Below are 23345 nucleotides of genomic sequence, written 5' to 3'. Positions count from 1 at the left end.
ACCGGGGCCAAAAGGGAACTCCAATGCTGCAGTTGGTGAGCCATGGATAACGGTAATGTCGCCTTGACGGCTTGGAGCTATGGCCTGGTTGGCTTAGTCTATTCGGCCTTTACGTTGCGGCTGTTTCATCTCGGCTATTTTCGCTCCACGCGAGAGTGGTCTAAAACCATGTTGTTTGCAGCAGTCGCATGGAGCGCGCTGTGGGGATGGTTTGGATTGGCACTTCTGTTGACGGGCAAGCCGCTGTTTTTTTTGTTCAGCGCATTATTTGATTTGCTGCGCTACGGTTCGTGGTACGTCTTTCTCCTGATCCTGCTTCAGCCGAATCGAGCACATAGGGCACCTACCGGCATGACTTGGATGGCACCAGCCTCTGCCGCAGTATTGCTTTTTGGACTACTGGCGCTTTCTTTTGTCGGGCTACGCATCAACGTTCTAGGAGACGCATCAAGGTTGATGTTGTTCAGCTCGATGGCATTGCCGGTTTTCGCCATGCTCTTGCTTGAACAGGTGTTCCGGAATGTGACGGAAGATTCGCGCTGGAATATCAAGCCCTTGTGCCTTGGTCTGGCCGGTGCATTTTTGTTCGACTTATATTTATATTCACAGGCCGTTTTATTCAACCGTATCGACGGTGATGCTCTCAGCATCCGTGGCGCTGTACATACGTTAATCGTGCCGCTATTACTGCTTTCGATTTCCCGGCGTAGCGATTGGATTTCAAAAATTCACCTTTCACCCAAAGCGGCTTTTCATTCGGCAACATTGCTGATCGCTGGCGTTTATTTGCTATTCATATCAAGCGTAGGTTATTACGTGCGCTACTTCGGCGGCGAATGGGGACGTGCACTTCAATTAGGTCTGGTATTCCTTGCCTTGGTCGTCCTCATGATCCTGGCTCTTTCGGGTTCCGTGCGTGCCAAGCTGCGGGTTTTTCTGGGGAAACACTTTTTTCGCTATCGCTTTGATTACCGTGAGGAGTGGCTGAAATTCACGCGCACCTTGTCTGCTCAAAACTCGCCACAAGAAATGGGGCAGCAGGTCATTCGTGGCTTGGCCGACATGCTGGAGAGTCCGGGTGGGGGGCTCTGGACGAGAACAAGGGGAGAGGCGGTCTTCAGTCAAACGGCTCGCTGGAACCTGGCACCAACTCTGGAGAAGGAAGACGTCGATTCGCCCCTGTGCCACTTTATGAGGACCAGCGGATGGGTGATCAATCTCGAAGAGTACCGGTCATATTCCCGGCGCTACGGGCAGCTGAAACTGCCGGGTTGGCTGCAACTGCTGGCGCAGGCGTGGCTGATCGTCCCGCTCATGGTGGGGGACGAACTGATTGGTTTTGTGGTCCTGGCCAGTGCACGTTCGCGTGTGGACGTTAACTGGGAGGTCAATGATTTGTTAAAAACGGCTGGACAGCAGGCCGCTAGTTTTCTTGCACAGATGCAGGCCACGGAGGAACTGCTCGAGGTACGAAAATTTGACGCATTCAATCGCATGTCAGCCTTTGTAGTGCATGATTTAAAAAATATTGTGACGCAGCTCTCGTTAATGCTGAAAAATGCCAGTCGCTTGGGGAGCAACCCGGAATTTCAACAAGACATGCTGATGACAGTTGAGAATTCACTTGAAAGAATGCGCCAACTGATGCTCCAGTTGCGGGAAGGGGCTGCGCCGGCAGGGAGATCATTTGGGGTAAGCCTGGGTGCAATCATTCGTCGCATTGAGACCGTTGCGGCAGGACGCGGAAGAACGCTTGAAGTTCGGTTGCTGGAATCGGTTGATGCACGCGGTCATGAAGAGCGATTGGAGCGAATCATCGGACATGTTGTGCAGAATGCTTTTGATGCCACGGACGCTGGTGGAAACGTATGGGTCAGTCTCGATCGTTCAAGTGGTCGAGCCAGAGTTGTGGTCGGTGACACCGGGCAGGGTATGTCGCAGGATTTCATTCGGGATCGTCTGTTCAAGCCTTTTCAGACCACAAAAAATGCGGGGATGGGAATTGGGGCTTATGAAAGCTTCCTGTATGTGCAGGAGTTGGGGGGGCAGATTGTTGTTGATAGCGAACTAGGGCAGGGGACGAGGGTAGAAATATCCCTACCGCTGTTTGAAACGCAGAACGAATCAGATCTTCACTCGTTGGAGGTTGCATGACATCTGAAACCCCCCGTTCCTTGTTGATCGTCGAAGATGACCTGGCCCTGCAGAAACAGATCAAGTGGTCGCTTGATCTGTTCGATTCGGTAACAGCCCATGACAGGGAAAGCGCGTTGTTGCAATTGCGAAAAAGCGCGCCTGCGGTAGTCACGATGGATCTGGGGTTGCCGCCTGATGCGGACGGAGTGTCTGAGGGTTTTCGGCTGCTTGAGCAAATCTTGACCTTTGACCCCGACAGCAAGGTGATTGTTCTGACTGGGCAAAACGATCAAGCCAACGCCCTGCGTGCCGTGGCCATGGGGGCCTATGATTTTTTCGCGAAGCCGTTCGAGCCCGAATTGCTCAACCTGACGGTGGAGCGTGCTTTCCGTTTATTTGAACTGCAAAGCGAAAACCGCCGGCTGCAACAGAGTTACCGGCCGGATGCATTGTCGGGCTTGACGACGCGCGATCCGGAGATGTTGCGTATCTGCCGCACGATTGAGAAAGTGGCGAGCAGCAATGCCACCATCATGTTGCTAGGCGAAAGTGGCACGGGCAAAGAAGTGCTGGCACGCGGCCTCCACCAGTCCTCACCTCGACGGACTGAGAAATTTGTTGCCATCAACTGTGCCGCCATTCCAGAGAACCTGCTGGAAAGTGAGCTGTTTGGTTTTGAGAAAGGTGCGTTCACCGGAGCGGCGAAGTTGACATTGGGAAAAATTGAGATGGCCAATGGCGGAACCTTGATGCTTGACGAGATTGGCGATCTACCTTTTCCGTTACAGGCAAAACTCCTGCGATTTTTGCAAGAAAGAACAATTGAACGCGTGGGTGGTCGGCAAGAAATATCGGTCGATGTCCGAATCGTGTGTGCCACGCATCAGGACTTGAATGCGCTTAGCAAAGAAGGTCGGTTCCGTGAAGATTTGTATTACCGGTTGGCTGAAATTGTCGTCAAAATTCCGCCGCTGCGTGAGCGTGTGGGGGATGCAGCGCTGCTGGCACATGCGTTCGTTAGACGCTTTTCACAGGAGCAAAACCGATCATCCATGACACTCAGCGAAGAAGCTGTCAGGGCGATTGAGCTACACCCATGGCCGGGCAACATCCGCGAACTTGAAAACTGCATCAAGCGCGCCACGATCATGGCAGAAGGAAACCAGATTACCAGTGAAGATGTGGGCTTTGAAAACACTGCACTGAATGACGTTGACAGTTCACTGAATCTGCGGGTGATTCGTGACAATTCCGAAAAACGGGCAATTATTGCAGCGCTAGGGCGGGTGAATGGGAATATTGTCAAGGCAGCTGAATTGCTTGGTGTGAGTCGACCTACGCTTTACGATTTGATGCATCGGTTGGGTTTGAAGTGATTTTTTCCTCCTTAAATTGAATCTCAGGGCACGCATATGAACTTCAAAAAATCAACGTGTGGCACGGTCTTGTCGGCCTTGCTGGTGTCATTGTCGCTCGCAGCGTGCAGCGACAAGCCTGAAACCATGCTCACTTCTGCCAAGGACTATTTGGCGAAGAACGATAGCAAGGCGGCGATCATTCAGATTAAAAATGCGCTTCAGAGCGATCCAAACTTGCCCGAGGCACGCTTTTTATTGGGGACGGCGCTGCTGGATAGCGGCGATCCCGTGGGGGCTGAAACGGAATTGCGTAAGGCGCTCGATTTGAAATACCCGCATGACTTGGTGATTCCGCAATTGGCCAGAGCCTTGCTGGCGCAAGGGCATGACAGGAAACTAACGGATGAATTCTCTAAAACCGAACTAAGCCAAACCTCTGCCAAAGCAAATCTGCAGATGTCGCTCGCATCTGCCTATGCGACGCAAGGCAAGACTGAGCTTTCACAAGCGGCCTTGAACGCTGTCTTGCGGGTGGAGCCAGACTATGCGCCGGCGCTGATTGCGCAAGCTCGACAAAAGGCTGGGCAACGCGACTTTGACGGGGCGTTGGCGATGGCAGATGACATAACCGCCAAATCACCCAAGAGTTATGAAGCCTGGAAACTCAAAGGCGACATCTTGCTGTATGCGAAAGACCAGTCAGCCAAAGCCTTGGTTGCCTATCGCAAGGCGGTTGAGGTGAAGCCGGACTTTTTGGCGGGCCAAGCTGCTATCACCACGCTACTGCTGCAGCAAGGTAACGTCACTGAAGCGTCCACCCAAGTTGAACAAATCAAGAAGTTCGCACCGCAACATCCGCAAACCAAATACCTTGAGGCCCAGTTAGCCTTTCAGAAAAAGGACTTCAAGCTGGCCAGAGATCTGGTGCAGGAGGTTTTAAAGTCAACTCCCGGCAACGTTCAAGGTTTGCAACTGGCTGGGGCCGTGGAGCTTCAACTCAATTCGCTTGCGCAGGCGGAAGGTTACTTGAGCAAGGCGGTTCAGTTAGTGCCTGAACTTCCTTTGGCACGACGGCTGCTTGTTGTGACCTACCTACGCTCAGGGCAACCGGCCAAGGCGTTGGCGACACTGCTTCCGGGCTTGAACAGGGAGCATATCGATCCTGACCTGGTTTCACTGGCGGGCGAAGTGTATCTGCAAAATGGTGACGTCAAACAGGCTGCAGAGTACTTCACGAAAGCGTCCCAGCAGAACCCCAAGGACGGCAGAAACCGAACATCGCTTGCCCTGACACATTTGATGGGTGGGCAGGTCGACGTGGCGTTAGGCGAGTTGCAGGATATTGCAATGTCTGACACAGGTACGACAGCAGACTTTGCCCTGATTAGCGTGCACTTGAAGCGCCAAGAGTTCGACCAGGCGTTGAAGGCTATCGACGGACTTGAGAAGAAGCAACCAGGCAAGCCGTTAGCAGCCCAACTGCGAGCGACAACTCTGTTGGAAAAACAAGACAGGGCCGGCGCAAGAAAGAGCTTTGAGCAAGCATTGATAATTGACCCATCCTACTTTCCTGCAGTGGTTAGTCTGGCCTCCATGGACATGGCTGACAATAAGCCGGAGGATGCGAAGAAACGATTCGAGTCCGTTCTTTCCAAAGACCCTAAAAACAGCCAGGCATTTCTGGCGCTGGCCGAGTTAGCCGCACGGTCAGGGGCAGGGAAGGATGAGGTGGCTAAGCTGATCGGCAACGCAGTGGCTGCGAATCCTACTGATGTTGCGTCTCGTTTGCTTTTAATTGACTTCCATCTGCGTAACAAGAATTACAAAGTAGCCTCGTCAGTTGCGCAAAATGCTGTGGCGGCCCTGCCAGACAGCCCCGAGTTGCTGGATGCATTGGGCCGCACGCAACAGGCCGCAGGGGAGTTTAACCAGGCGATTGCCAGTTACAACAAGTTGATCGTCATGCAAGCGCTGTCGCCGCTGCCTTACATGCGCTTGGCGGCCGCGTATCTGGCCGATAAAAACAAGGATGCTGCGGGTAACAGCCTTCGAAAAGCGCTAGAGCTCAAACCTGACCTGTTGGAAGCGCAGCGTGCCTTGATTGAGCTCGCTCTGGATGGCAAGAAGTTCCAGGATGCCTTCGCGACGGCGCGCACGGTGCAGAAGCAGCGGCCAAAGGAAGCGGTAGGCTACTTGCTGGAAGGCGATATCAACGTCGCGCAGAAAAATTGGGATGGCGCTGCAACGGCGTACCGTGTCGGGCTGACGCAGGTGAATTCGCCTGAGCTGGCAATAAAGCTGCACTCTGTGCTGTCAGCAGCGGGTAAAAGCGCGGAGGCAGACAAGTTCTCATCCACATGGCAAAAGGATGCCCCTAAAGATGCAGCCTTCGCGCTTTATTTGGGCGACCGCGCTATTGCGGGTAAAGACTACGTTGGTGCCGAAAAAGAATACGCGACAGTCATCAAGCTGCAGCCCAATAACGCGATTGCCTACAACAACCTCGCTTGGGTAAGTGCAAAACTAAACAAAGAAGGTGCTATTGCCTTTGCCGAGAAAGCCAATACGCTGCTCCCCAATCAGCCTGCCTTTATGGACACCCTGGCCATGCTGTTGTCGGACAAGGGCGACTATTCCAAAGCGGTAGAGCTTCAAAACAAAGTGCTGGCGCTGCAGCCGCAAAACGCCTTGTTCAGACTCAATCTGGCGAAAATCCACATCAAAGGCGGAAAAAAAGATTTGGCCAGGAAAGAATTAGATGAACTGAGTCTGCTGGGTGACAAGTTTTCGGCGCAGGACGAAGTTAGCAATCTCTTGAAGGGTTTGTGAGCGTGTCGATTTTTCTTACAGTCATTGATCTTTCCACACAGCTCAAAGAAAAAATCGATATGAATCAACAGTTTAAATTTATTGGCGCGAATTATGCTTATTTGTAGCATTCTCGGGCTCAAGAGAAGTTTCAAATATTTTTAGTGAGTCTCTTGAGTACAAGTGTTGCGGAGAATCGTGATTTTTTTTCAGATATGCCATTGCCGGATTGCCAGATAGAATTTAACTCGTCGGCATAAATTAGCTGGGGAAGTTTATGAGCGAAATTGGCAGACAAGGGAAAGCAAGCGCCGATGGAGCGGAAGTGCCCATTTCGGATTCGCACCCGATTGCATCTCCATCCCGACGCCGGCTCATCAAGTTGGGGACGGCGGCAGTTCCCGTGATTGCCACACTGACCAGCCGGCCAGCGTTCGCTTGGAGTTGCCAAAGTCCATCAGCTTGGGGCTCCGAGCAGATCAATCCAAACACGAGTTTAAAAAACAAGGCTGGACATCAGTCCTATTCAAACGAGGCATGGTATATCTCCGACTGGCGTGACAACGTGGCTCGAAGTTCAGCGGGTTATACCAATGCGCCTTGGTCGGTGCTGAATACAAAATATCCGACCCTTAACGATAAGACGACGCAGACCAAGGGTAAATTTGATTACACGAAAGTGACCATCGCGAAATTGCTGGCGACGGTTTCTGGCTTGAATGCAGCAAATGCAAGCGGGCAATCTACGGTCAAATATGTGCTGACGAGTGGCTCTGATCTTCAAAAATCGACGATTGTTGCCCAGCTCAATTACCTTCTTTTGTCGCCTTTGAGTAGAAACGAGTTTGAGAAGTGTTTCCCCCCTGGCGAGTTGCAAAAAATGGCATCCGGCTCTTACAGTCCATCGGGTCTGGGTGTGACTTGGGATTCGGCAAAAATCAAGAAATATCTTTTCGACAATTGGATTGCGCGTTAGTCGCAGTTTGGGCTCGCTGCTCCTTTTTTGGGGAAACTCCGTTTTGTGGACTCGATCTTCATTTGAAAAACTTGATTTTTGGGAATGGGACGATGAAGATGTTGCCGTTGTATACGGAGCCTTGTCGGGTGACACGCACTTGATTCAACGGCCGGGGCTTGAATTACTTCAATTGCTCACAGAGGCACCTCGTACGTCAGAAATGCTGGCAGAAGAACTTATCGGCCTGTTCGCGGATGAGAGTCCGTCGAACATTGTGAAGTTCATTGAGGTCACGTTGCAACACTTGCAAAATGTCGGCCTCGTTGAAAATATCTAAATTTTCCACGGTTGATTTGGCCCGTTTGCTGCGCCGCGGCGAATTATTATTGAGGTTAGGGCCATTCGTCGCTCGGTTGAAGTCCGATGTTCCGTTACTTGCTTGTGATATCTCCCTGATCTACGCGGATTTCGACGTTTGTCCAATTGACGCGTTTGCCGATTTTCATGTTGAGATTGCTCGTGAAACCGGCCTGAGGCGGTGGTTCAAACCACAAATTCGTTTTTTCTTTGACGGCCGTCCTTCTTTCATTCCCTTGCCTGTTGCCCATGCCATTGCCATGTTGGAGTGGGGGCTCAACTGGTGTGTTGCCGCGCACTGTCATCAGTACCTGATCATCCACGCGGCGGTAATTGAAAAGGACGGAAAATCGGTCATGCTGCCAGCCCCGCCCGGGTCCGGGAAAAGCACACTTTGTACGGGCCTGGTAATGCGTGGCTGGCGTTTGCTTTCGGATGAGTTGGCGCTTTATGACATAGCGAGCGACTTGATCTACGGCATGTCTCGACCGATCAATTTGAAAAACCAGTCAATTGATGTCATCAAGCAGTTTGCACCTGCCGCCGTCATGACTGCGTCGATGCCAGATACAACCAAGGGCACGGTGGCACTAGTGCGTCCACCGTTGACCAGTGTATTGCGTGCCGGCGAACCCGTTCTGCCTACATGGATTGTTTTACCTAAGTACTCCCCTGGTAGCGCATCTGAGTTGGCCCGCCATAGCCGGGCACGCACCTTCATGCTGATTGCTGAACAGTCTTTCAACTACGATATCCAAGGGCAACGCGGATTTGAGGCGATTGGCAGACTGGTAGACCAAAGTCAATGCTATCAATTCACCTATAGCCAGCTTGATGATGCCGAGCGCATATTTGATGCCTTGCTTGAGGGGCGGATAGGATGAACCGTCAACGTGATTTGATTGTCACTGCACTACTGACGCCGCAGTCCTTGCGTCACTTGTCTGCGCTGGAATGGGATCTGTTGATTCGTCAGGGGCGAAGTTCCAATTTGCTGGCCCGCCTGGCGCATGAATTGACTCAGAACAACTTGATCAGCACGGTTCCTCTTTCTCCCCGTCACCACTTGATCTCGGCGCTGCAAATGGCCAGAAGACAAGAAATTGCCTTGCGCTGGGAGGTGGCGTGCATTGCTCGGGCTTTGATGAATGCCGAAGTCAAGGTTGTCCTTCTCAAGGGTGCTGCGTATGTCATGGCTGGGTTGCCTGCAGCGCACGGTCGGACTTTCGCGGACGTAGACATCATCGTACCCAAAAGCGGACTAGGTCGTACTGAAAGCGAGTTGATGATTCATGGCTGGCAAGGTTCACACCACGATGCTTATGACCAGCGTTACTACCGTCGATGGATGCACGAAATACCCCCTATGCGTCACGTCCGGCGGGGAACAACTATCGATGTGCACCACACCATCCTGCCAGAAACAGCACGGGTCAAAGTCAACACGACGGCATTGCTGGAGGCCGTGGTTGCGTTGCCGGGCCATTCGAATTTGTACGTCTTGCAGCCTGTGGATATGCTTCTTCATAGTGCAACTCACCTTTTTCATGAGGGTGATTTTGAGAAAGCATTACGCGATTTGTTCGATCTGGACAGCCTGCTTCGACATTTAGGAGCCGAGCCTGCCTTTTGGGGGCAACTTGTACCGCGCGCAGTTAAGCTTGGGTTGACACGACCTCTTTATTACGCCTTAAGGTACACCACCTTGATGCTCGATACCCCTGTGCCCCAGCATGTGCTCGAAGCAGCCAAAATTGGAGCACCATCGGTTTGGCTGGCTGGGCTGACGGAAAGATGTTATTTGCAAGCCTTACGACCCGTACATACCAGTACCAGTTCATTGGGCGCGTGGGCGGCACGTTTTGTACTGTATATCCGCTCGCACTGGATCCGAATGCCTTTTTATTTGCTGGCATACCATTTGGGTCGGAAGGCATTTATTCGGCCCAAATTCCACGACGAAGAAAAAGCGAAAGCGGCTACTGATTTGAAGGCCTGACATCACATTTTGGCCCATTCAGAATGCGATTTGCGTGCCGGGACGCAGCCAATCCCAGACTCGCCAAAACGGGGAGGAGGGCAGGGAGCCATGTGATCGGTGCGGTAAAGAGGCCGAGCGTGGCGAAGTCGGCTTTCTGAGTATTCGCACCAATTCCACCAGGGATTCGCATAGCAAAACCACCAGGCAATCGCATCTCAAATCCACCACCGATTCGCATTCCAAATCCGCCACTGCTGCTAATCAGTGTTGATTGCTGGAATTTCGAAGTATTCCTTGAAGTCTTGCTGGTAATGTCTATCCAGAATCGGGAGCGCATAGAAGGTAGGCAATCTCCGATCCCGAGTCACTTGGTGCTGAGGTCTGCCAATTCCGCGAGGAGATGTGCGAATGGGACGTACCTATAGTTGCTCAGATCCATGCGTTGTTTCTTGAATATGGGCAAGCTAAACACTCGTTGAACATAGAGTTGGAATACTCTGTCAGCCATCCTCACGCAGTTGCTTTACTTTGCTCTCTGTGGTCAGTTCGCGAGAAGACTTGCCTCGCCGGCAGTGCGCCCGTGCTGGGCGCACAAAACAAACCCCGCCGATGCGGGGTCTGGGGTAACGGGGTTAAATGGCTTAAGCAGCGGCTGTTACTTTCAGCGTCCTGCGCCTGGACAACGCAAGTCCTGCTAGGCCAACACCGAGAAGGGTGAGCGTCGCGGGTTCCGGCACGGCAGCGACATCGGCAGTGAGCGAATGCAACAACACCTGCGCGGTAGAAGGATCACCCAAGGGAAAGGCAATGAAGTTCAGGTACCGAAGGCCGCCCGTTGAAATGGCGAAGTCGCCGCTGGCGTCGTTGATGCTGGCGAGGAGCGTACCCAAACCGGTGATTGTGCTGCTGGCATAGATCCTAAGCAGTTCGATGTTGGTCGCCCGATCAGAGTTGATCTTGATGAGGCTATACCCGTCAGCGTAGAGGTCAGAAAGGTCGAGCTGAATAAGCTCCGGCGGCGCGCCATCGAGATTCACCGAGGGGTCGCCGTTGCCGGTACTGCACGAACCAGCGGCATTGCAGATGCCTAGGCCTTGATTATTCGTACCGCCGTTCACGCCGTTCAGTTGCAGGCCGCGCGTAACCGTGGTTCCCGAGTAGCTGCCAGAATAGGCCGTGATTGTCGTCGTCCCGACCGTGTAGGACTCACTCGAACCCAGCAGCCCTGTTGGCGTCCAAAATTCAAACGTAATGGGGGCCGCGATGGCCTGCGGCGCAGTCACAGCAAAGCTCAGCGCGGCCAAGGCAGCCAGAATAACTCTCTTGGTTTTCATCTCGTCTCCCCCTCAGTTAGCCCAGCCGGAGCCGGGGTTCGTAGTTGGTAATTGATACTTTTGAAGCACATGGGTACAAGCTGTAACCGGCTTCGACACGATTAAGCAATAACCGGGCCAGAATGCCTAAGGCCATGATTTTGTTGACTTTATTATTGGTTCTTATCAAGGCGGTCGTTCGAGTTGTAAAATTTTCCGACGGCACAGCTTCAATCTCAGGATCAATTCACAGAAAACTGTTTTTGAGTGTCTGTAAAGGAGGGTCGGCAGGGATTCATGTAAAACACCGCAGAAACAGGCCTAAGTCCCCGCCGCTACTGGATTTTTTACAATCTTTTGGTACCTGAGCGCAATCAATATTTGCTAAAACGCCTATATTTACTGTTCAGTAAATATTGCAAATATGCTTACGTCCCTGGTGCCGTTGGTTTTTTTTACGCCCCCTTAACTGATCGACCGCCCCCTTCAGCCGGGCTTTTCACGGCCAAATCTGGACCAGGCGCCGTCGCGCTGAATCGCTCCAGCATGCTGGCTACTACCTGCTCCTGCGCCGCGACGGATGACCTGGCCGTCGCCAGCGCCAGTTCCAGTTGCTGCTTCGCGGTGAGCAGTTCATCGACCTTGGCCTGCAACTGCTCATTCGATGTGCCGATCTGCTTGACGGCCGCCTCCTGCTCTACCAGGCGCCGGCCCAATTCTTCCGCGCGCCGCTGCGCAAACCCCAGTTCATCTTTAAGTGGCCGCAGGCCCCGCACCTCTTCCTGGACTTGGTGCAGATCGCCCTGGGCGCGCGACAAATCACCCAGCAAACGCGCGTTGTCCTGAAGGCTGTGGACGGCTTCCTGCTGCTTGGTGGCCAAAGTCTCGTTCACGGTGCGTAACTCGGCCTGCAAGTACTGCACCTGCTGCTCTTGCTTGCGCTGATCCTGGTCGCGCTGATCCTTGGTGGACTGACGGAAATGCTCAAGCGCTTGCCGGGCATGCTGGTGCTTTTCTTCCAGCGACTGGCGATGGCGTTCCTCGGCCGCGAGGCGCTCCTGCAGGCCGGCCACCTGCTGGGCGAGCTGCGTGCATTCAAGGGTTTGGCTGCGCAGCGCCTCGCTGGTTTTGCCATGGCCAGCCTTTTCCTCGACCAGGGCACGCTGGGTTTGCTCCAGCTGCTGGCGCGTGGACTGTGCCTCGGTTTTCAGGGCCGCGGCGGTTTGCTGGTGATGCGTGAGTTGCTCGGCGTGCCTGGCCTGCGCCGCCGTGACCCGTTCCTCGGCTTCCTCGTTGACGCGGGTGGCCAGGCGGCCCACCAGGTCCTGGATGGCCTCGCTGACGGCCACGCGGGAGCCGGTGGTCCCACCTTCCTCTTCCTCGATCTCCTTCAGGTAGCGGTGGATCGTGGTTTTGGAGCCGCTGCCCAGCTCTTCGCGCACCGCATCGATGGACGGATTGCGCCCGGTGGCCAGCAATTTATCGCGGGCGCGCAGCACTTCAGACTTATAGATTCCGGCTCTGGCCATTGCTCACCTCATCATTTCGTACCATAGTATGTACTATGATAATACATACTATTTAAGAGGTCAATAAATGGAAGTTTTTGATAAAATTAACATTGGGTAATGGTGGATTATCCAATGTGACGCCGGTTTGGGGCTGATGAAGTCGTGGCGTTGGTGTGGGGTGGGCGTAATCACTCATTCGGCGCCATTGGATGCGCATGACGCGCCCCGACGGGCTCTCACCACCCCCTTGAAATTCCTTTCATGGGACTTATTTTTGTGGTCACCAACCTAACCAATAGGAGGTTCGCTATGTTCAGAAGTCCATACGGTCGTTTCGATACCAGCCTCTTCGACGAGTTCAGGCGCCTCGAGAGCGAGATGGACCAGTTCTTCGGCAGCGGGTCGTTGCCCACCGGCATCCGCACGATGCGACGCGGCACGTTCCCGCCGATCAACGTGGGCGCCACACCCGAGCGGGTGGACGTCTATCTCTTCGCCGCGGGCCTCGATCCGAAGAGCCTGGATATCTCCATCCAGCAGAACCTGCTCGCCGTGTCCGGGGAGCTCAAGGTGCCCGTCGACGAGGCCGCCGACTACTACCGGCGGGAGCGGTTCGACGGAGAGTTCCGGCGCGTGGTCACGCTACCCGATGACGTGGACCCGGATCGGGTCGAAGCGAAGTACCGCGACGGCGTGCTTCAGATCACGGTCCAGCGTCGCGAGACGGTGCGGCCGCGGCAGATCACAGTGAATTGACAATCGATGGAGGTGATCATGACAGCAAGGCAAGAAGTCGCGAAGCGCGAGCCCACAGAAGTCCAGACGAAGGCGCGCGAGCAGGAGCTTGTGCTCGCCCCGGCGGTCGATGTTTTCGAGAATAGCCACGGGATCACCGTGCAGGCCGAGATGCCGGGCGTCTCGAAGGACCGGCTCAACGTCCAGGCCGACCGGAACAGCCTGCTCATCGAAGGCGATGTGGTGATCGACATGCCGGCGGGGATGGAAGCCCTGTACACATGCGTGCAGGCCACCAAGTACCGGCGAAGCTTCGTCTTGAGCGGCGAGCTGGAAACCGACCAGATCGAAGCGAGCCTCAAGGACGGCGTGCTCACGGTGCGCATTCCAAAAACGGCCGAATTTCGGCCGCGTAAGGTCGAGGTGCGCACGGCCTGACGTCCGCGTCCGGCCGGTCGTGCCCGCGGCCGGCCGGACCGCTGATCGGGTGCCCGTCGGGCTTCACTTCGGCCGCGGTTGCGCTAGACCCACGGCTCGCGAGCCGGAACGCTTGGGCCCACGGTGGACGAAATGAGCCGTCTATCGCGAAACGGCTGCTGAACGATCTTGTCACGCTTGGTGCGGGCGTCACACCAGCGTTGGTCCGGTGCCAGTGGGTCGCAATGATGTGAGACAAATGGAGTCATACCATGAGCAAGAAGGACGAATACTTTGCGAAGATGGATTCGCAAATCAAGAAGTGGGATGCTGAGGTCGACAGGCTGAGAGCCAAGAGCGAGCAAATGGGCGCTGAGGCGCGCGCGAAATTCGCGGAGCAGCTCAAGACCATGCGCGCCACCCGCGATGCTGCATTCAAGAAACTGGAGGAACTGCACGGCTCCAGCGAATCGGCGTGGCGACATTTGGAGGCTGGTGTGGACACGGCATGGGCGTCGATGAAGAGCGCCTTGGAAAAGGCTTCCGCCAAATTCAAGAAGTAGCCAGCCGTAGGGTGGTCCTTCCTCAGCAGGTCGCTTAGCTTAGTTAAGGGATGCGCTGAACAATGGGCTACGCGCTGACGTTTGATTCCCGATTCGGTGACTTCACCCGCAATGCGAAGCCCCCCCCCCGCGATGCGAGAGAAGACGAGCAGATTGACGGTTCTGATCCCGAAGTACGACCCTGACGACATCGGGACCCGGCCTGCGGGCCGCCGTTGGAACGCGGCTCTCCTCCCTTACGTAGCGCTGGCGCCTCAAGACCCACTGCCCGCGGACGCTGCATGTTCCCCAAGATCCTGACCCAGATTTTCGGCAGCCGGAACGACCGCCTGCTGAAAGGCTACCGGCGGACGGTCGACAAGATCAACGCGCTGGAGCCGCAGTTCGAAGCGCTGGACGACGCCGCGCTGCGCGCCAAGACCGACGAATTCCGCCAGCGTCTGGCGCAGGGCTACACGCTCGGCGACCTGCTGCCCGAGGCCTTCGCGGTCGTGCGCGAGGCCGGCAAGCGCACGCTGAAGATGCGCCACTTCGACGTCCAGCTGATCGGCGGCATCGCGCTGCACGAAGGCAAGATCGCCGAGATGCGCACCGGCGAAGGCAAGACGCTGATGGCGACGCTGCCGGTGTACCTGAACGCGCTCGAAGGCAAGGGCGTCCACCTCATCACGGTCAACGACTACCTGGCGCGGCGCGATGCCGAATGGATGGGCCGGCTGTATGGCTTTCTGGGCCTCACCGTCGGGGTCAACGTGCCGGGCATGGACCGCGAAGAGAAGCAGGCCGCGTTCGCCGCCGACGTCACCTACGGCACGAACAACGAGTTCGGCTTCGACTACCTACGCGACAACATGGTGTACGAGGTGTGCGACCGCGTCGCGCGCGGCCTGCACTACGCGATCGTCGACGAGGTCGATTCGATCCTGATCGACGAGGCGCGCACACCGCTCATCATCAGCGGCCAGGCCGAGGACCACACCGAACTCTATGTGCGCATCAACGTGGTGGTGCCCAAGCTCAAGAAGCAGATCGGCGAAGCCGACCCGCGCACCGGCGAGGGCGTGATCGATCCGGGCGACTTCACGGTCGACGAGAAGAGCCAGCAGGTGTTCCTCACCGAGGCTGGCCACGAGAAGGCCGAAGAGCTGCTGGCCGAAGCCGGCCTGCTGGCCGAAGGCGCGAGCCTGTACGACCCGGCCAACATCACGCTGATGCACCACGTGTACGCGGCCCTGCGTGCGCACCACCTGTACAACCGCGACCAGCACTACTGAGTATTCGCACCAATTCCACCAGGGATTCGCATAGCAAAATCACCAGGCAATCGCATCTCAAATCCACCACCGATTCGCATTCCAAATCCGCCACTGCTACTAATCTGCGTATTCCTGTCTAGTTGACCATCTGTGCCGGTAATCGTTGACCAGTAATCCTAAATATTCTGGTCTTGCCCATGTGAATTGGTGACGTACATGGCAGGGAGAATTGATACTATCGGTCAACCAATAGACATTGGCCTAGATGGCAGAATACGGCCAGGAACAGCCGTTGGCGGGGCCCCGAGTGTCAGAGTTTGGCGATAGCCATGTGAGCGACAGCCAAGGCTGTATCAGGCATGGAGCCGTCTTCAACATGCCACGACGCGGAAAGACCTGCCCATGCAAGAATCCACTGAAGCAGTCGCCTGTGCTCAAGGCCCGCTGCTGCTGCGACGACATCCACTCTGCGCGAAAACCGCTCCTGCCTGACCGCGGTCTCAGAGTCGGGATTGCAGAAGAGGTTGGCATAGTCGAAGCCGCGCTCTCCCACCAGCCCTTTCGGGTCAATTGCGAGCCACCCGCGCTGACCAAAATCGAGAATGTTGTTGTGGTGTATGTCCCCATGGAGTGCACAAACATCCTGCGGTGATGCCAACAATTCCCGTGCGGTCACTGCGGCAATGGCGAAGACTCCGCCATGCGCCGTGGCATTGACCTCAAGCCCATGAAACCACTTGGACAGGCCGGTAAGTGCAGGCGGTTGCTTAGGCCGCGGTGCGTGCAGTTTGGACGCCACCGCACATATGATTCGGCTTGCTTCGTCGTCGCGCCCATTGCGGGCCAGCTCGGCGAGCGCCATACCTCCCTCGGCACGTTCCAAGAGGAGGGCTGCTCCGTCATGGGCCAGTACTCTGGCCGCACCTTCGCCCTCCCACCAAGCCATCAAGGCAGCGCCGGCTGCTTCCTCCTCATGCACAGCAATTTTCAGCATTGCAGGCATCCCGTTGCACCGAACTGGCAAAAGGCGCCCGCTATTCGTCACGATAGGCAGGCCGTCCGGCATGAGGCCCCAGCGATTCACGTACTCAGTAAACATTCCGTCACATTATCATGGCAGACCTTGGCAATAGTTATGAGTTATCCGTGTTGGTTCGTCAGCGGCAGGCCAAGCACCCCGCACAGCGCAGTCATGTTGATCACCTGCTGCTTGGTGAGCACTTCCTTCGCTGCGGCCCACTCGTCATAGTGACGAAAATTTGCGGCCGCTGCAGTGAACACTTGGCCGAGCGAGAAGCCTCCGTTCAAGGGCGGCGTCGCTTCCCAATCGGCATCGGATGCATTCAGGTCGAGCTTAAAGCGCATCAGTAGTCCAATGATCCATGGTGCCGTGCTCATCGGAATCGACCTGGGGCCCAACCTGTCCATCACCGGTTCCCTCGTGACCATCTTGTGGCTGATTGCCCTGCGAAGAGAAGGCGAGTCCGTGTCGGACCTGCAATTCTTGAAAGTTGGGGCGATCGCCATGCTCACCGCGCTGGTGGCGGCGCTTGCGGGTTACGCGTTTTTTCAATGAGCTACTCCATAAGGAGGCTTTAACTGCCGCTCTCGTGCCAGCGAAAAGACCCAGCTTCAGGGCCGCGGGCTCTCTGAAACAGGCATTCAGATCAACCCTAAATCGTGTAATCTCGTTCAAAATCTCCTGCGCCCGTTGGTATCCATGGTCTTCACCTTGAGACCGCTCGAGAAAAGCACACCTAAACTACAGTGACATGAGCCCTCTCGCCCAGTACATTGAAGCTGCCGAGCGCGATAACACACGTCGGAGCTACGCTTCGGCCATACGCCATTTTGAAATAGAGTGGAAGGGCCTGCTGCCTTCCACGGCTGACGCCATTTCCCGCTACCTGGCCGATCATGCGGCTACCCTGGCCATCAACACGCTGCGCCAGCGGCTGGCGGCGCTGTCCCGCTGGCATACCGACCAAGGTTTTGCCGACCCCACCAAATCGGCCCTGGTGCGTCAGGTCCTCAAAGGCATTCGCTCGATTCACGCGGTGCCAGAAAAGCGCGCACGTCCTCTTGAACTCAATGTAGTCCAGCAAATCGACCAATGGCTCGATGCCGCGATCGGCAATGCCCAGGGGGCCGGCGACCGGCCGGCTTTGCTGCGCCACACACGCAACCGCAGTCTGATGCTGCTGGGGTTTTGGCGTGGATTCCGTTCTGACGAATTGGTCAACTTGCGCGTTGAAAACACCCAGGTCACGCCGGGCGAAGGGCTTGCCTGCTACTTGGGCCGCAGCAAAGGCGACAGGCAACTGCAGGGCCGCGTTTTCAAATGCCCGGCCCTGTCCCGCTTGTGCCCCGTGACCGCCTTCAATGCCTGGATCGGCCTGGCCGGTTTGACCGAGGGCCCGGTGTTCCGCAAGATCGATCGCTGGGGGCATGTCGCCGAGGAAAGCCTGCACGCCAACAGCCTGATCCCTTTGCTGCGCAGCCTGTTCGCCGAAGCCGGCGTCGAGTCCCCCGAGGACTACAGCAGCCACTCCATGCGCCGCGGATTTGCCGGGTGGGCCCGCGCCAGCGGCTGGGACATCAAGGAACTGATGGAGTACGTGGGCTGGAAGGATGTCAAATCGGCCATGCGTTACCTCGATGCGTCGGGTTCCAGCCTGCAGGCCCGGTTCGAGCAGGGCCTGACAGCCCTGGCGCCGGCAGTTCCGCAGCCGCCGCCGCCTTTGTTGTTGCTGACCGAACAGGCCGAAGTTTCCCGCCAACCGGCCGAAGGAACGACGACCGTGGCGGTCCTGCTCGTTACGCTGGTGCTGGCCCGTTTCAGCAAGCAGTCGCGCGGCTTGGCCCGTGGCCACCGGCTGATCGAGCAGACCTGCTTCGAGCGTTTCGCCATGCAACGCCTGAACGCCGAGGGCACGCTCTACGAGCTGGCAGTTCCCTACCTGTCCCGCGACCTGCTGGACGAGGTGATCACCACGCTGCTCGATGACATGTACCGCATCGCCGAGGACAACCAGTGTCTGCTCGAAACCTCGTTTCACGAACCCGCCACCGACACCTATTGGGATTGACGCGATGGGTAACAAAGCCGCCAGGCGGGGTAGTCCCCGCGAATGACCACGCTCGACGAGACGGCCTATCGCAGCCTGAAATCCGATCCGACACCCCGTGAGCTGGCGGAGTTTTACACGCCGACCGAGGATGAACAACGCCTGGCTGGAAGCGTCGGCAAGCGCGCCTTGCCGCGCATGGCGGCGCTGATACACCTGAAAGTTTTCCAGCGCCTGGGTTATTTCATCCGGCTGGCCGATGTACCCCAGGCCATAAGGGACCACATTGCTCAGCACGCGGGCGTCGCCCGGGTGCCGTCGCTGGCGGACCTCAAGCGCTTTGAAGCCTCTGGTTCGCGCATGGCCCTCTTCACAGCGTTACGCCGCCACCTAAATGTGAAGCCACTGAACCCGGCGGGATACGCCTGGCTGGATGTCGTCGCCGACACGGCGGCCGAGACCAAACAGGCGGTGGCCGACATCATTAATGTCATGCTGGAGGAACTGGTCCACCACCGCTACGAGTTGCCCGCCTTCTCGACGCTGGACCGGATGGCGTTTCGGGCCCGGGAGAAGAGCAATAACCGGTATTTCTCCGCAATCACCAGCCAGCTGACAGCCCATACACGGGCCTTGATCGACAGTTTGCTTAAAACTGCCACGGGCGAGTCGGTTTCTGCCTGGCAAATGCTCAAGCGTGAGCCCAAGCGGCCGACCAACAAGGAAACCCGCACCTACATCCAGCACATCCGGCGCCTGCAGTACCTGGTGGAGCAGCTTCCCAAGCCCGACGTGCCGGTGCCCAAGCTCAAGCAGTTCCGGCACCTGGCGCGTGCCCTCAATGCGGCCGAGATGGCCGAGCTCAAGCCGAAAAAACGCTATGCCCTGGCAGTGATCTTCATCCGGGCCCAGCATGCCCAGTCCCTGGATGATGCCGCCGACCTGTTTATCCGCCTCATGCAGAACCTGGAAAACAATGCCAGGCAGAAATTGCTCTCCTTCCAGCAGGAGCGGGTCCAGAAAACCGACATGCTGGTCGGCCAGCTCAAAGACATCCTGGGTGCCTACCAGCTGGAGGGGACGGACACCCAGCGCGTGGATGCCATCGGCACGACCCTGGTAGCCGACGTGGACGAGCTGCTCAACGAGTGCGAGCAGCACCTGGCCTATGCCGGTCGCAACCACCTGCCTTTCCTGCTGCAGCCCTACAAGATGGTCCGGGCCCAGCTGCTCAACTGCATTGGCATCGCCTCGCCCAAGGCCAGTAGCGAGGACCAGGTGGTGGAGCGGCTGATTGAGGCCCTTTACAAGCTGCGTGACAACCGCGCTGATATCGTGCCGCTGGACATGTTGGGCCTGACTGAAGACAAGGATTTCCGCTGGATGTCGGGCCAGTGGAAGCGGTTGGTGCTGGTCCGGCCATCCGGCAAGGGCCGGGCGGAGGCTGTCCACCGCCGGTATTTTGAGCTGGCGGTCATGCATGCAGTCAAGGACGACCTGAAGTCGGGCGATCTCTTCATCAAGTACGGTGAACGTTATGACGACTACCGCGAACAACTGGTCGATGACGCCACCTTTGAAAAAGAGGTGGGCGACTATGGCCGGGTCACCGGCATCGAGACCGATCCGGGCACCTTTGTGGCGATGCTCAAATCTGCCATGGCTCAGCGGGTCCGGGACATCGACGCCACTTTCCCGGAAAACGCCCATGCCGAGATCGTTGATGGCCGCCTGATCCTGAGGAAACCACCGCGCTCCGACATCGTCGAGGCGGCCGCCCGGATCGACGCCCTGATCACCGAGCGCATGGAGGCGGCCAGCATTGTGGACGTCATGATCGATACCGAACGCTGGCTGGACCTGCACAAGCTGTTCCGGCCATTGGCGGGGACGGACAGCCGCCTGGAGGACCTGCGCATGCGCGTCATCACGACCCTGTTTTGCTACGGCTGCAACCTGGGGCCAGTGCAGACCGCCAAATCGATCAAAGGGCTGAGTCGCCGGCAAATTTCCTGGCTGAATCTGAAATACGTCAGCGAGGATCTGCTGGACAAAGCCATTGTCAAGGTGATCAACGCGTACAACAAGTTTGAACTGCCAGGCTACTCGGGGTACCGGCAAACACGCGTCGGCCGACGGCACCAAGTGGAATCTTTACGAGCAAAACCTGCTGTCCGAGCACCATATCCGTTATGGCGGCTACGGTGGCATCGGCTACTACCATGTGTCCGACAAGTTCATCGCGCTGTTCAGCCATTTCATTTCCTGCGGCACCTATGAAGGCATCCACATTCTGGATGGGCTGATGACCAACGAATCGGACATTCGGCCGGACACGATCCACGGGGACACGCAGGCCCAGAGTTACCCGGTCTTCGCGCTGGCCCACTTGCTGGGTATCCAACTCATGCCGCGCATCCGGGGTATCCAGGACCTCAAATTCCATCGCCCAGAAGCAGGCGCTGTGTACCAAAACATCAACGCGCTGTTCAGCGACGTGATCGACTGGCGGTTGATTGAACTGCATTTGCCGGCGATGTTGCGGGTGGCGGTTTCGATCAAGACCGGCAAGATCACGCCGTCGGCCATCCTGCGCCGGCTCGGCACCTACAGCCGCAAGAACAAGCTGTATTTCGCGTTTGTGGAACTCGGCAAGGTCATCCGGACCATGTTCCTGCTGAGCTACATCGGCGATGTCGGGCTGCGCAAGGTGATCCATGCCGAAACGAACAAGAGCGAGCAGTTCAACGGCTTTGCCGGCTGGTCGTTCTTCGGGGGAGAGGGGATCATTGCCGAGAACATCCGGCACGAGCAGCGCAAGGTGATCAAGTACAACCACCTGGTGGCCAACATGATCATTCTGCACAACGTGGTGGGCATGACACGGGTCCTGCAGGAGCTTCGCGACGAGGGTACCGAGATCACCCTGGAGATCCTGGCCGGCCTGGCGCCGTTTCGCACGGCGCATATCAATCGGTTTGGGGACTACACGCTGGACTTTCGGCGCAAGATCGGTCCTTTGAATTTCGATGCCACCATCATCCCGATGGAGTCTTAGCGGATTCGGAAAATACCCCTCAGTCCACGCCACAATTCTTCTACCTTCGAGACCATGACCAGCGACGCTCCCCCCAATTCGACGGCGACAAAATTCGATTCGGACCTGGAGGATCTCGCCGCGGCTTTTGTCGACAAATTCGGGCTGAAGTTCAACCAGGAGAAGCCGAACCTCAGCTCGCCTTTGCTGCGCTGGCTGGACTTCCGTCATCGCTATGTCGATCCGTTTCCGAGGCCCGTGGTGCTTTCGGACAAGTTCCCGATTGCCAACCTGCCTGAGGACGCCAAGAAAGGCTTGCAGCAATTGGTTGCACGCTTTGAACAAGGCGCCAATGTCAACCCCTATCAGGGACGCGGGCTGATGCTTCGCAACGACACCAGTGGCGAGGCCACGCATGCGCGAACGGATCTCTTGTTCGCGGATTGGGGCATCCTGCACTTTCACTTAACGGCCAAGCCTATCCCTGCCGGACAATTTTTTTCTGCGCCGGCTGACTATCTGGCGTTTTGCCTTGTGGGCGGCAATGGCGTTGCGTTCATTGACATCCTTCGCCATCCTGACAAAGTTGGATTCGCCAACGTGGCTCTCTTCGACACGATGGCGAGAAACTGGCCGGAGTTCATAGAGGACTTCAAAATCAGAGGCCAGCTTCTTCCGGCGGGGGAGCCGTTGACCACCACGCAGGTCAGCAACCTCAGAGAGGGAGGAGTGGGGAGCTTTTACAGCTTAAACGGGGCACTGTACGGGTCGCCGGGAGGGGGCGTGACTTCGGCGTGCACGCCATTACGTCTGACGCTGGCATGCGATCAAATCTCCGAATGGGTCCGCGCGTTGGCAGCAGCAGTGGACGACCCTGCAGGCCAATTTCGCACGCATCCGGCGGTTGTTGCTGTCGCGAGTCCGGAGTTCAGACTGGGTGTTGGCAGCGGTGGTCTATGTGTTGTTGAGATCGTTTCAAAAACGGACTTCCTGTTGCCCAAGGCAGTGCCAAACACAGAGCTCTCGTGGATGCAGGCACTCAATGATGGGGTTGCGCCGGCATGGGCGGCAGAGGCACTTTGCCCTCCATCGGAACCGCAAGGGGATACCTGAGAGCCCTCGCCACGGTCTAGGGGCCTTGGCATACTCGGCGCGGTTGGTTGCGGCAGGTGTTGCCGCCATGACGGAAAATCCTTGGCCTTGAAAAACCTATAAATTCAATGGAATCATAGAGTTAAGGTCATTTCTGCGGTTTTTTACATGAATCCCTGCCGACCCTCTAAAGGTTACGAGAACCAATTCGCAGTTCTCAGGATCGACTGCCTCGGGGCGCTAATCGATGCTCGAATCCACGCAGGATTGCGCTCCTGGAAAACAATGATCGACGGCCTTCAGTTGGTCGATGGCGGGGGCTTCCGCCATTGACTTGATCGGACCGACCGCTAGCCTGCACGCTGAATGGGTGGAATAAACGATTGGTACAGCGGCGCAAGCAATTGCACACCACACGACCCCGCCCAGGCTGAAGGAATCTTAAGTAATTTTTGTACATAGTTCGTGGCGACACCTAGAGCGGTTACGATCTGCCTTGCTGATGTTCTACGATGTATATTATGTTAACTAGTAGTGCGGTGTGCAGCACCGCGATACTACCGTAAACAGCCTTAACAGCCGTCCGACAACATTTCGGTCGTGAATATGAGTTGGATGCGACAACATTGGCATCCGGCGAAATGAAACTGGCAGCACTTTGGAAATAAAAAAGTTTTCAACATGTCGATGCAGATCCAGCATCCCTGCTTCCTGGCACCGTTGATTGGCAGACGGATTCACCACTGCCGCCAATG

At 56.4% G+C, this 23345-nt stretch carries 16 protein-coding genes and 3 pseudogenes; 15 read left to right on the top strand and 4 right to left on the bottom strand.

Annotated features, from left to right (window positions below; all coding sequences use genetic code 11):
- The first annotated feature begins 42 nt into the window (after window positions 1–42).
- From prsK to ACHMXK_RS11935, 7 genes are all read left to right on the top strand, one after another.
- On the top strand, window positions 43–2154 hold the full coding sequence (gene prsK / locus ACHMXK_RS11965) for an XrtA/PEP-CTERM system histidine kinase PrsK (protein WP_397440596.1): 2112 nt from the start codon (window positions 43–45) through the stop codon (window positions 2152–2154).
- The gene (gene prsR, locus ACHMXK_RS11960) at window positions 2151–3512 is read left to right on the top strand and encodes a PEP-CTERM-box response regulator transcription factor (protein WP_397440594.1); all 1362 of its coding nucleotides are present in this window, start codon (window positions 2151–2153) and stop codon (window positions 3510–3512) included. Before prsK ends, prsR begins: the two co-directional genes overlap by 4 nt.
- Window positions 3513–3548: 36 nt before the next feature.
- Window positions 3549–6323 carry an XrtA/PEP-CTERM system TPR-repeat protein PrsT gene (gene prsT / locus ACHMXK_RS11955; RefSeq protein WP_397440592.1) on the top strand — a complete coding sequence of 925 codons (2775 nt, stop codon included), beginning with the start codon at window positions 3549–3551 and terminating at the stop codon, window positions 6321–6323.
- Window positions 6324–6579: 256 nt separating this feature from the next.
- A complete protein-coding gene (locus tag ACHMXK_RS11950; RefSeq protein WP_397440590.1) occupies window positions 6580–7278 on the top strand; it encodes a hypothetical protein in 699 nt (232 codons plus the stop codon).
- A 43-nt stretch (window positions 7279–7321) separates the two neighbouring features.
- Window positions 7322–7597 (top strand): HPr-rel-A system PqqD family peptide chaperone, encoded by a 276-nt coding sequence (locus tag ACHMXK_RS11945; RefSeq protein ID WP_397440588.1) that lies wholly within the window; start codon window positions 7322–7324, stop codon window positions 7595–7597.
- Entirely contained in the window at window positions 7572–8501 is a 930-nt protein-coding gene (locus ACHMXK_RS11940) for an HprK-related kinase A (RefSeq protein WP_397440586.1), read from the top strand. The genes ACHMXK_RS11945 and ACHMXK_RS11940 overlap by 26 nt, the downstream gene beginning before the upstream one ends.
- Window positions 8498–9616 (top strand): nucleotidyltransferase family protein, encoded by a 1119-nt coding sequence (locus tag ACHMXK_RS11935; RefSeq protein ID WP_397440584.1) that lies wholly within the window; start codon window positions 8498–8500, stop codon window positions 9614–9616. Before ACHMXK_RS11940 ends, ACHMXK_RS11935 begins: the two co-directional genes overlap by 4 nt.
- 623 nt (window positions 9617–10239) lie before the next feature.
- Here the strand turns inward: ACHMXK_RS11935 and ACHMXK_RS11930 are convergent.
- Window positions 10240–10932, bottom strand: a complete 693-nt coding sequence (locus ACHMXK_RS11930) for a PEP-CTERM sorting domain-containing protein (protein WP_397440582.1) — start codon at window positions 10930–10932, stop codon at window positions 10240–10242.
- Between the two features lie 434 nt (window positions 10933–11366).
- Window positions 11367–12440 (bottom strand): DNA-binding protein, encoded by a 1074-nt coding sequence (locus tag ACHMXK_RS11925; protein ID WP_397440580.1) that lies wholly within the window; start codon window positions 12438–12440, stop codon window positions 11367–11369.
- 291 nt (window positions 12441–12731) lie between these two features.
- On the opposite strand from ACHMXK_RS11925, the gene ACHMXK_RS11920 reads away from it, so the two are divergent.
- The 4 genes and pseudogenes from ACHMXK_RS11920 to ACHMXK_RS11905 all read left to right on the top strand — a co-directional run.
- On the top strand, window positions 12732–13178 hold the full coding sequence (locus ACHMXK_RS11920) for an Hsp20/alpha crystallin family protein (RefSeq protein WP_397440578.1): 447 nt from the start codon (window positions 12732–12734) through the stop codon (window positions 13176–13178).
- A gap of 18 nt (window positions 13179–13196) precedes the next feature.
- The gene (locus ACHMXK_RS11915; protein ID WP_397440576.1) at window positions 13197–13595 is read left to right on the top strand and encodes an Hsp20/alpha crystallin family protein; all 399 of its coding nucleotides are present in this window, start codon (window positions 13197–13199) and stop codon (window positions 13593–13595) included.
- Window positions 13596–13846: 251 nt separating this feature from the next.
- On the top strand, window positions 13847–14137 hold the full coding sequence (locus ACHMXK_RS11910) for a hypothetical protein (RefSeq protein ID WP_397440574.1): 291 nt from the start codon (window positions 13847–13849) through the stop codon (window positions 14135–14137).
- A 281-nt stretch (window positions 14138–14418) separates the two neighbouring features.
- Window positions 14419–15408: pseudogene (locus tag ACHMXK_RS11905) on the top strand (DEAD/DEAH box helicase); the annotation flags it as partial.
- Window positions 15409–15703: 295 nt separating this feature from the next.
- On the opposite strand, the gene ACHMXK_RS11900 reads toward ACHMXK_RS11905, so the two are convergent.
- Together ACHMXK_RS11900 and ACHMXK_RS11895 are read right to left on the bottom strand one after the other, a co-directional pair.
- On the bottom strand, window positions 15704–16492 hold the full coding sequence (locus ACHMXK_RS11900) for an aminoglycoside phosphotransferase family protein (protein ID WP_397440572.1): 789 nt from the start codon (window positions 16490–16492) through the stop codon (window positions 15704–15706).
- A gap of 41 nt (window positions 16493–16533) precedes the next feature.
- A complete protein-coding gene (locus tag ACHMXK_RS11895) occupies window positions 16534–16791 on the bottom strand; it encodes a hypothetical protein (protein WP_397442581.1) in 258 nt (85 codons plus the stop codon).
- On the opposite strand from ACHMXK_RS11895, the pseudogene ACHMXK_RS11890 reads away from it, so the two are divergent.
- From ACHMXK_RS11890 to ACHMXK_RS11875, 4 genes and pseudogenes are all read left to right on the top strand, one after another.
- Window positions 16781–16969: pseudogene (locus ACHMXK_RS11890) on the top strand (ArsB/NhaD family transporter); the annotation flags it as partial. The gene ACHMXK_RS11895 and the pseudogene ACHMXK_RS11890 overlap by 11 nt on opposite strands.
- 196 nt (window positions 16970–17165) lie before the next feature.
- Window positions 17166–18482 (top strand): site-specific integrase, encoded by a 1317-nt coding sequence (locus ACHMXK_RS11885; protein WP_397440570.1) that lies wholly within the window; start codon window positions 17166–17168, stop codon window positions 18480–18482.
- 42 nt (window positions 18483–18524) lie between these two features.
- A pseudogene (locus ACHMXK_RS11880) lies at window positions 18525–21519 on the top strand (Tn3 family transposase).
- Window positions 21520–21573: 54 nt separating this feature from the next.
- On the top strand, window positions 21574–22611 hold the full coding sequence (locus ACHMXK_RS11875) for a hypothetical protein (protein ID WP_397440568.1): 1038 nt from the start codon (window positions 21574–21576) through the stop codon (window positions 22609–22611).
- The last annotated feature ends 734 nt before the right edge of the window (window positions 22612–23345 follow it).

This window comes from Polaromonas sp. UC242_47 (assembly GCF_044452385.1).
In the GTDB taxonomy this organism is placed as follows: domain Bacteria; phylum Pseudomonadota; class Gammaproteobacteria; order Burkholderiales; family Burkholderiaceae_C; genus Polaromonas.
Note: the sequence above shows the minus strand (reverse complement) of the source record. Positions and strands in the feature narration are given on the sequence as shown.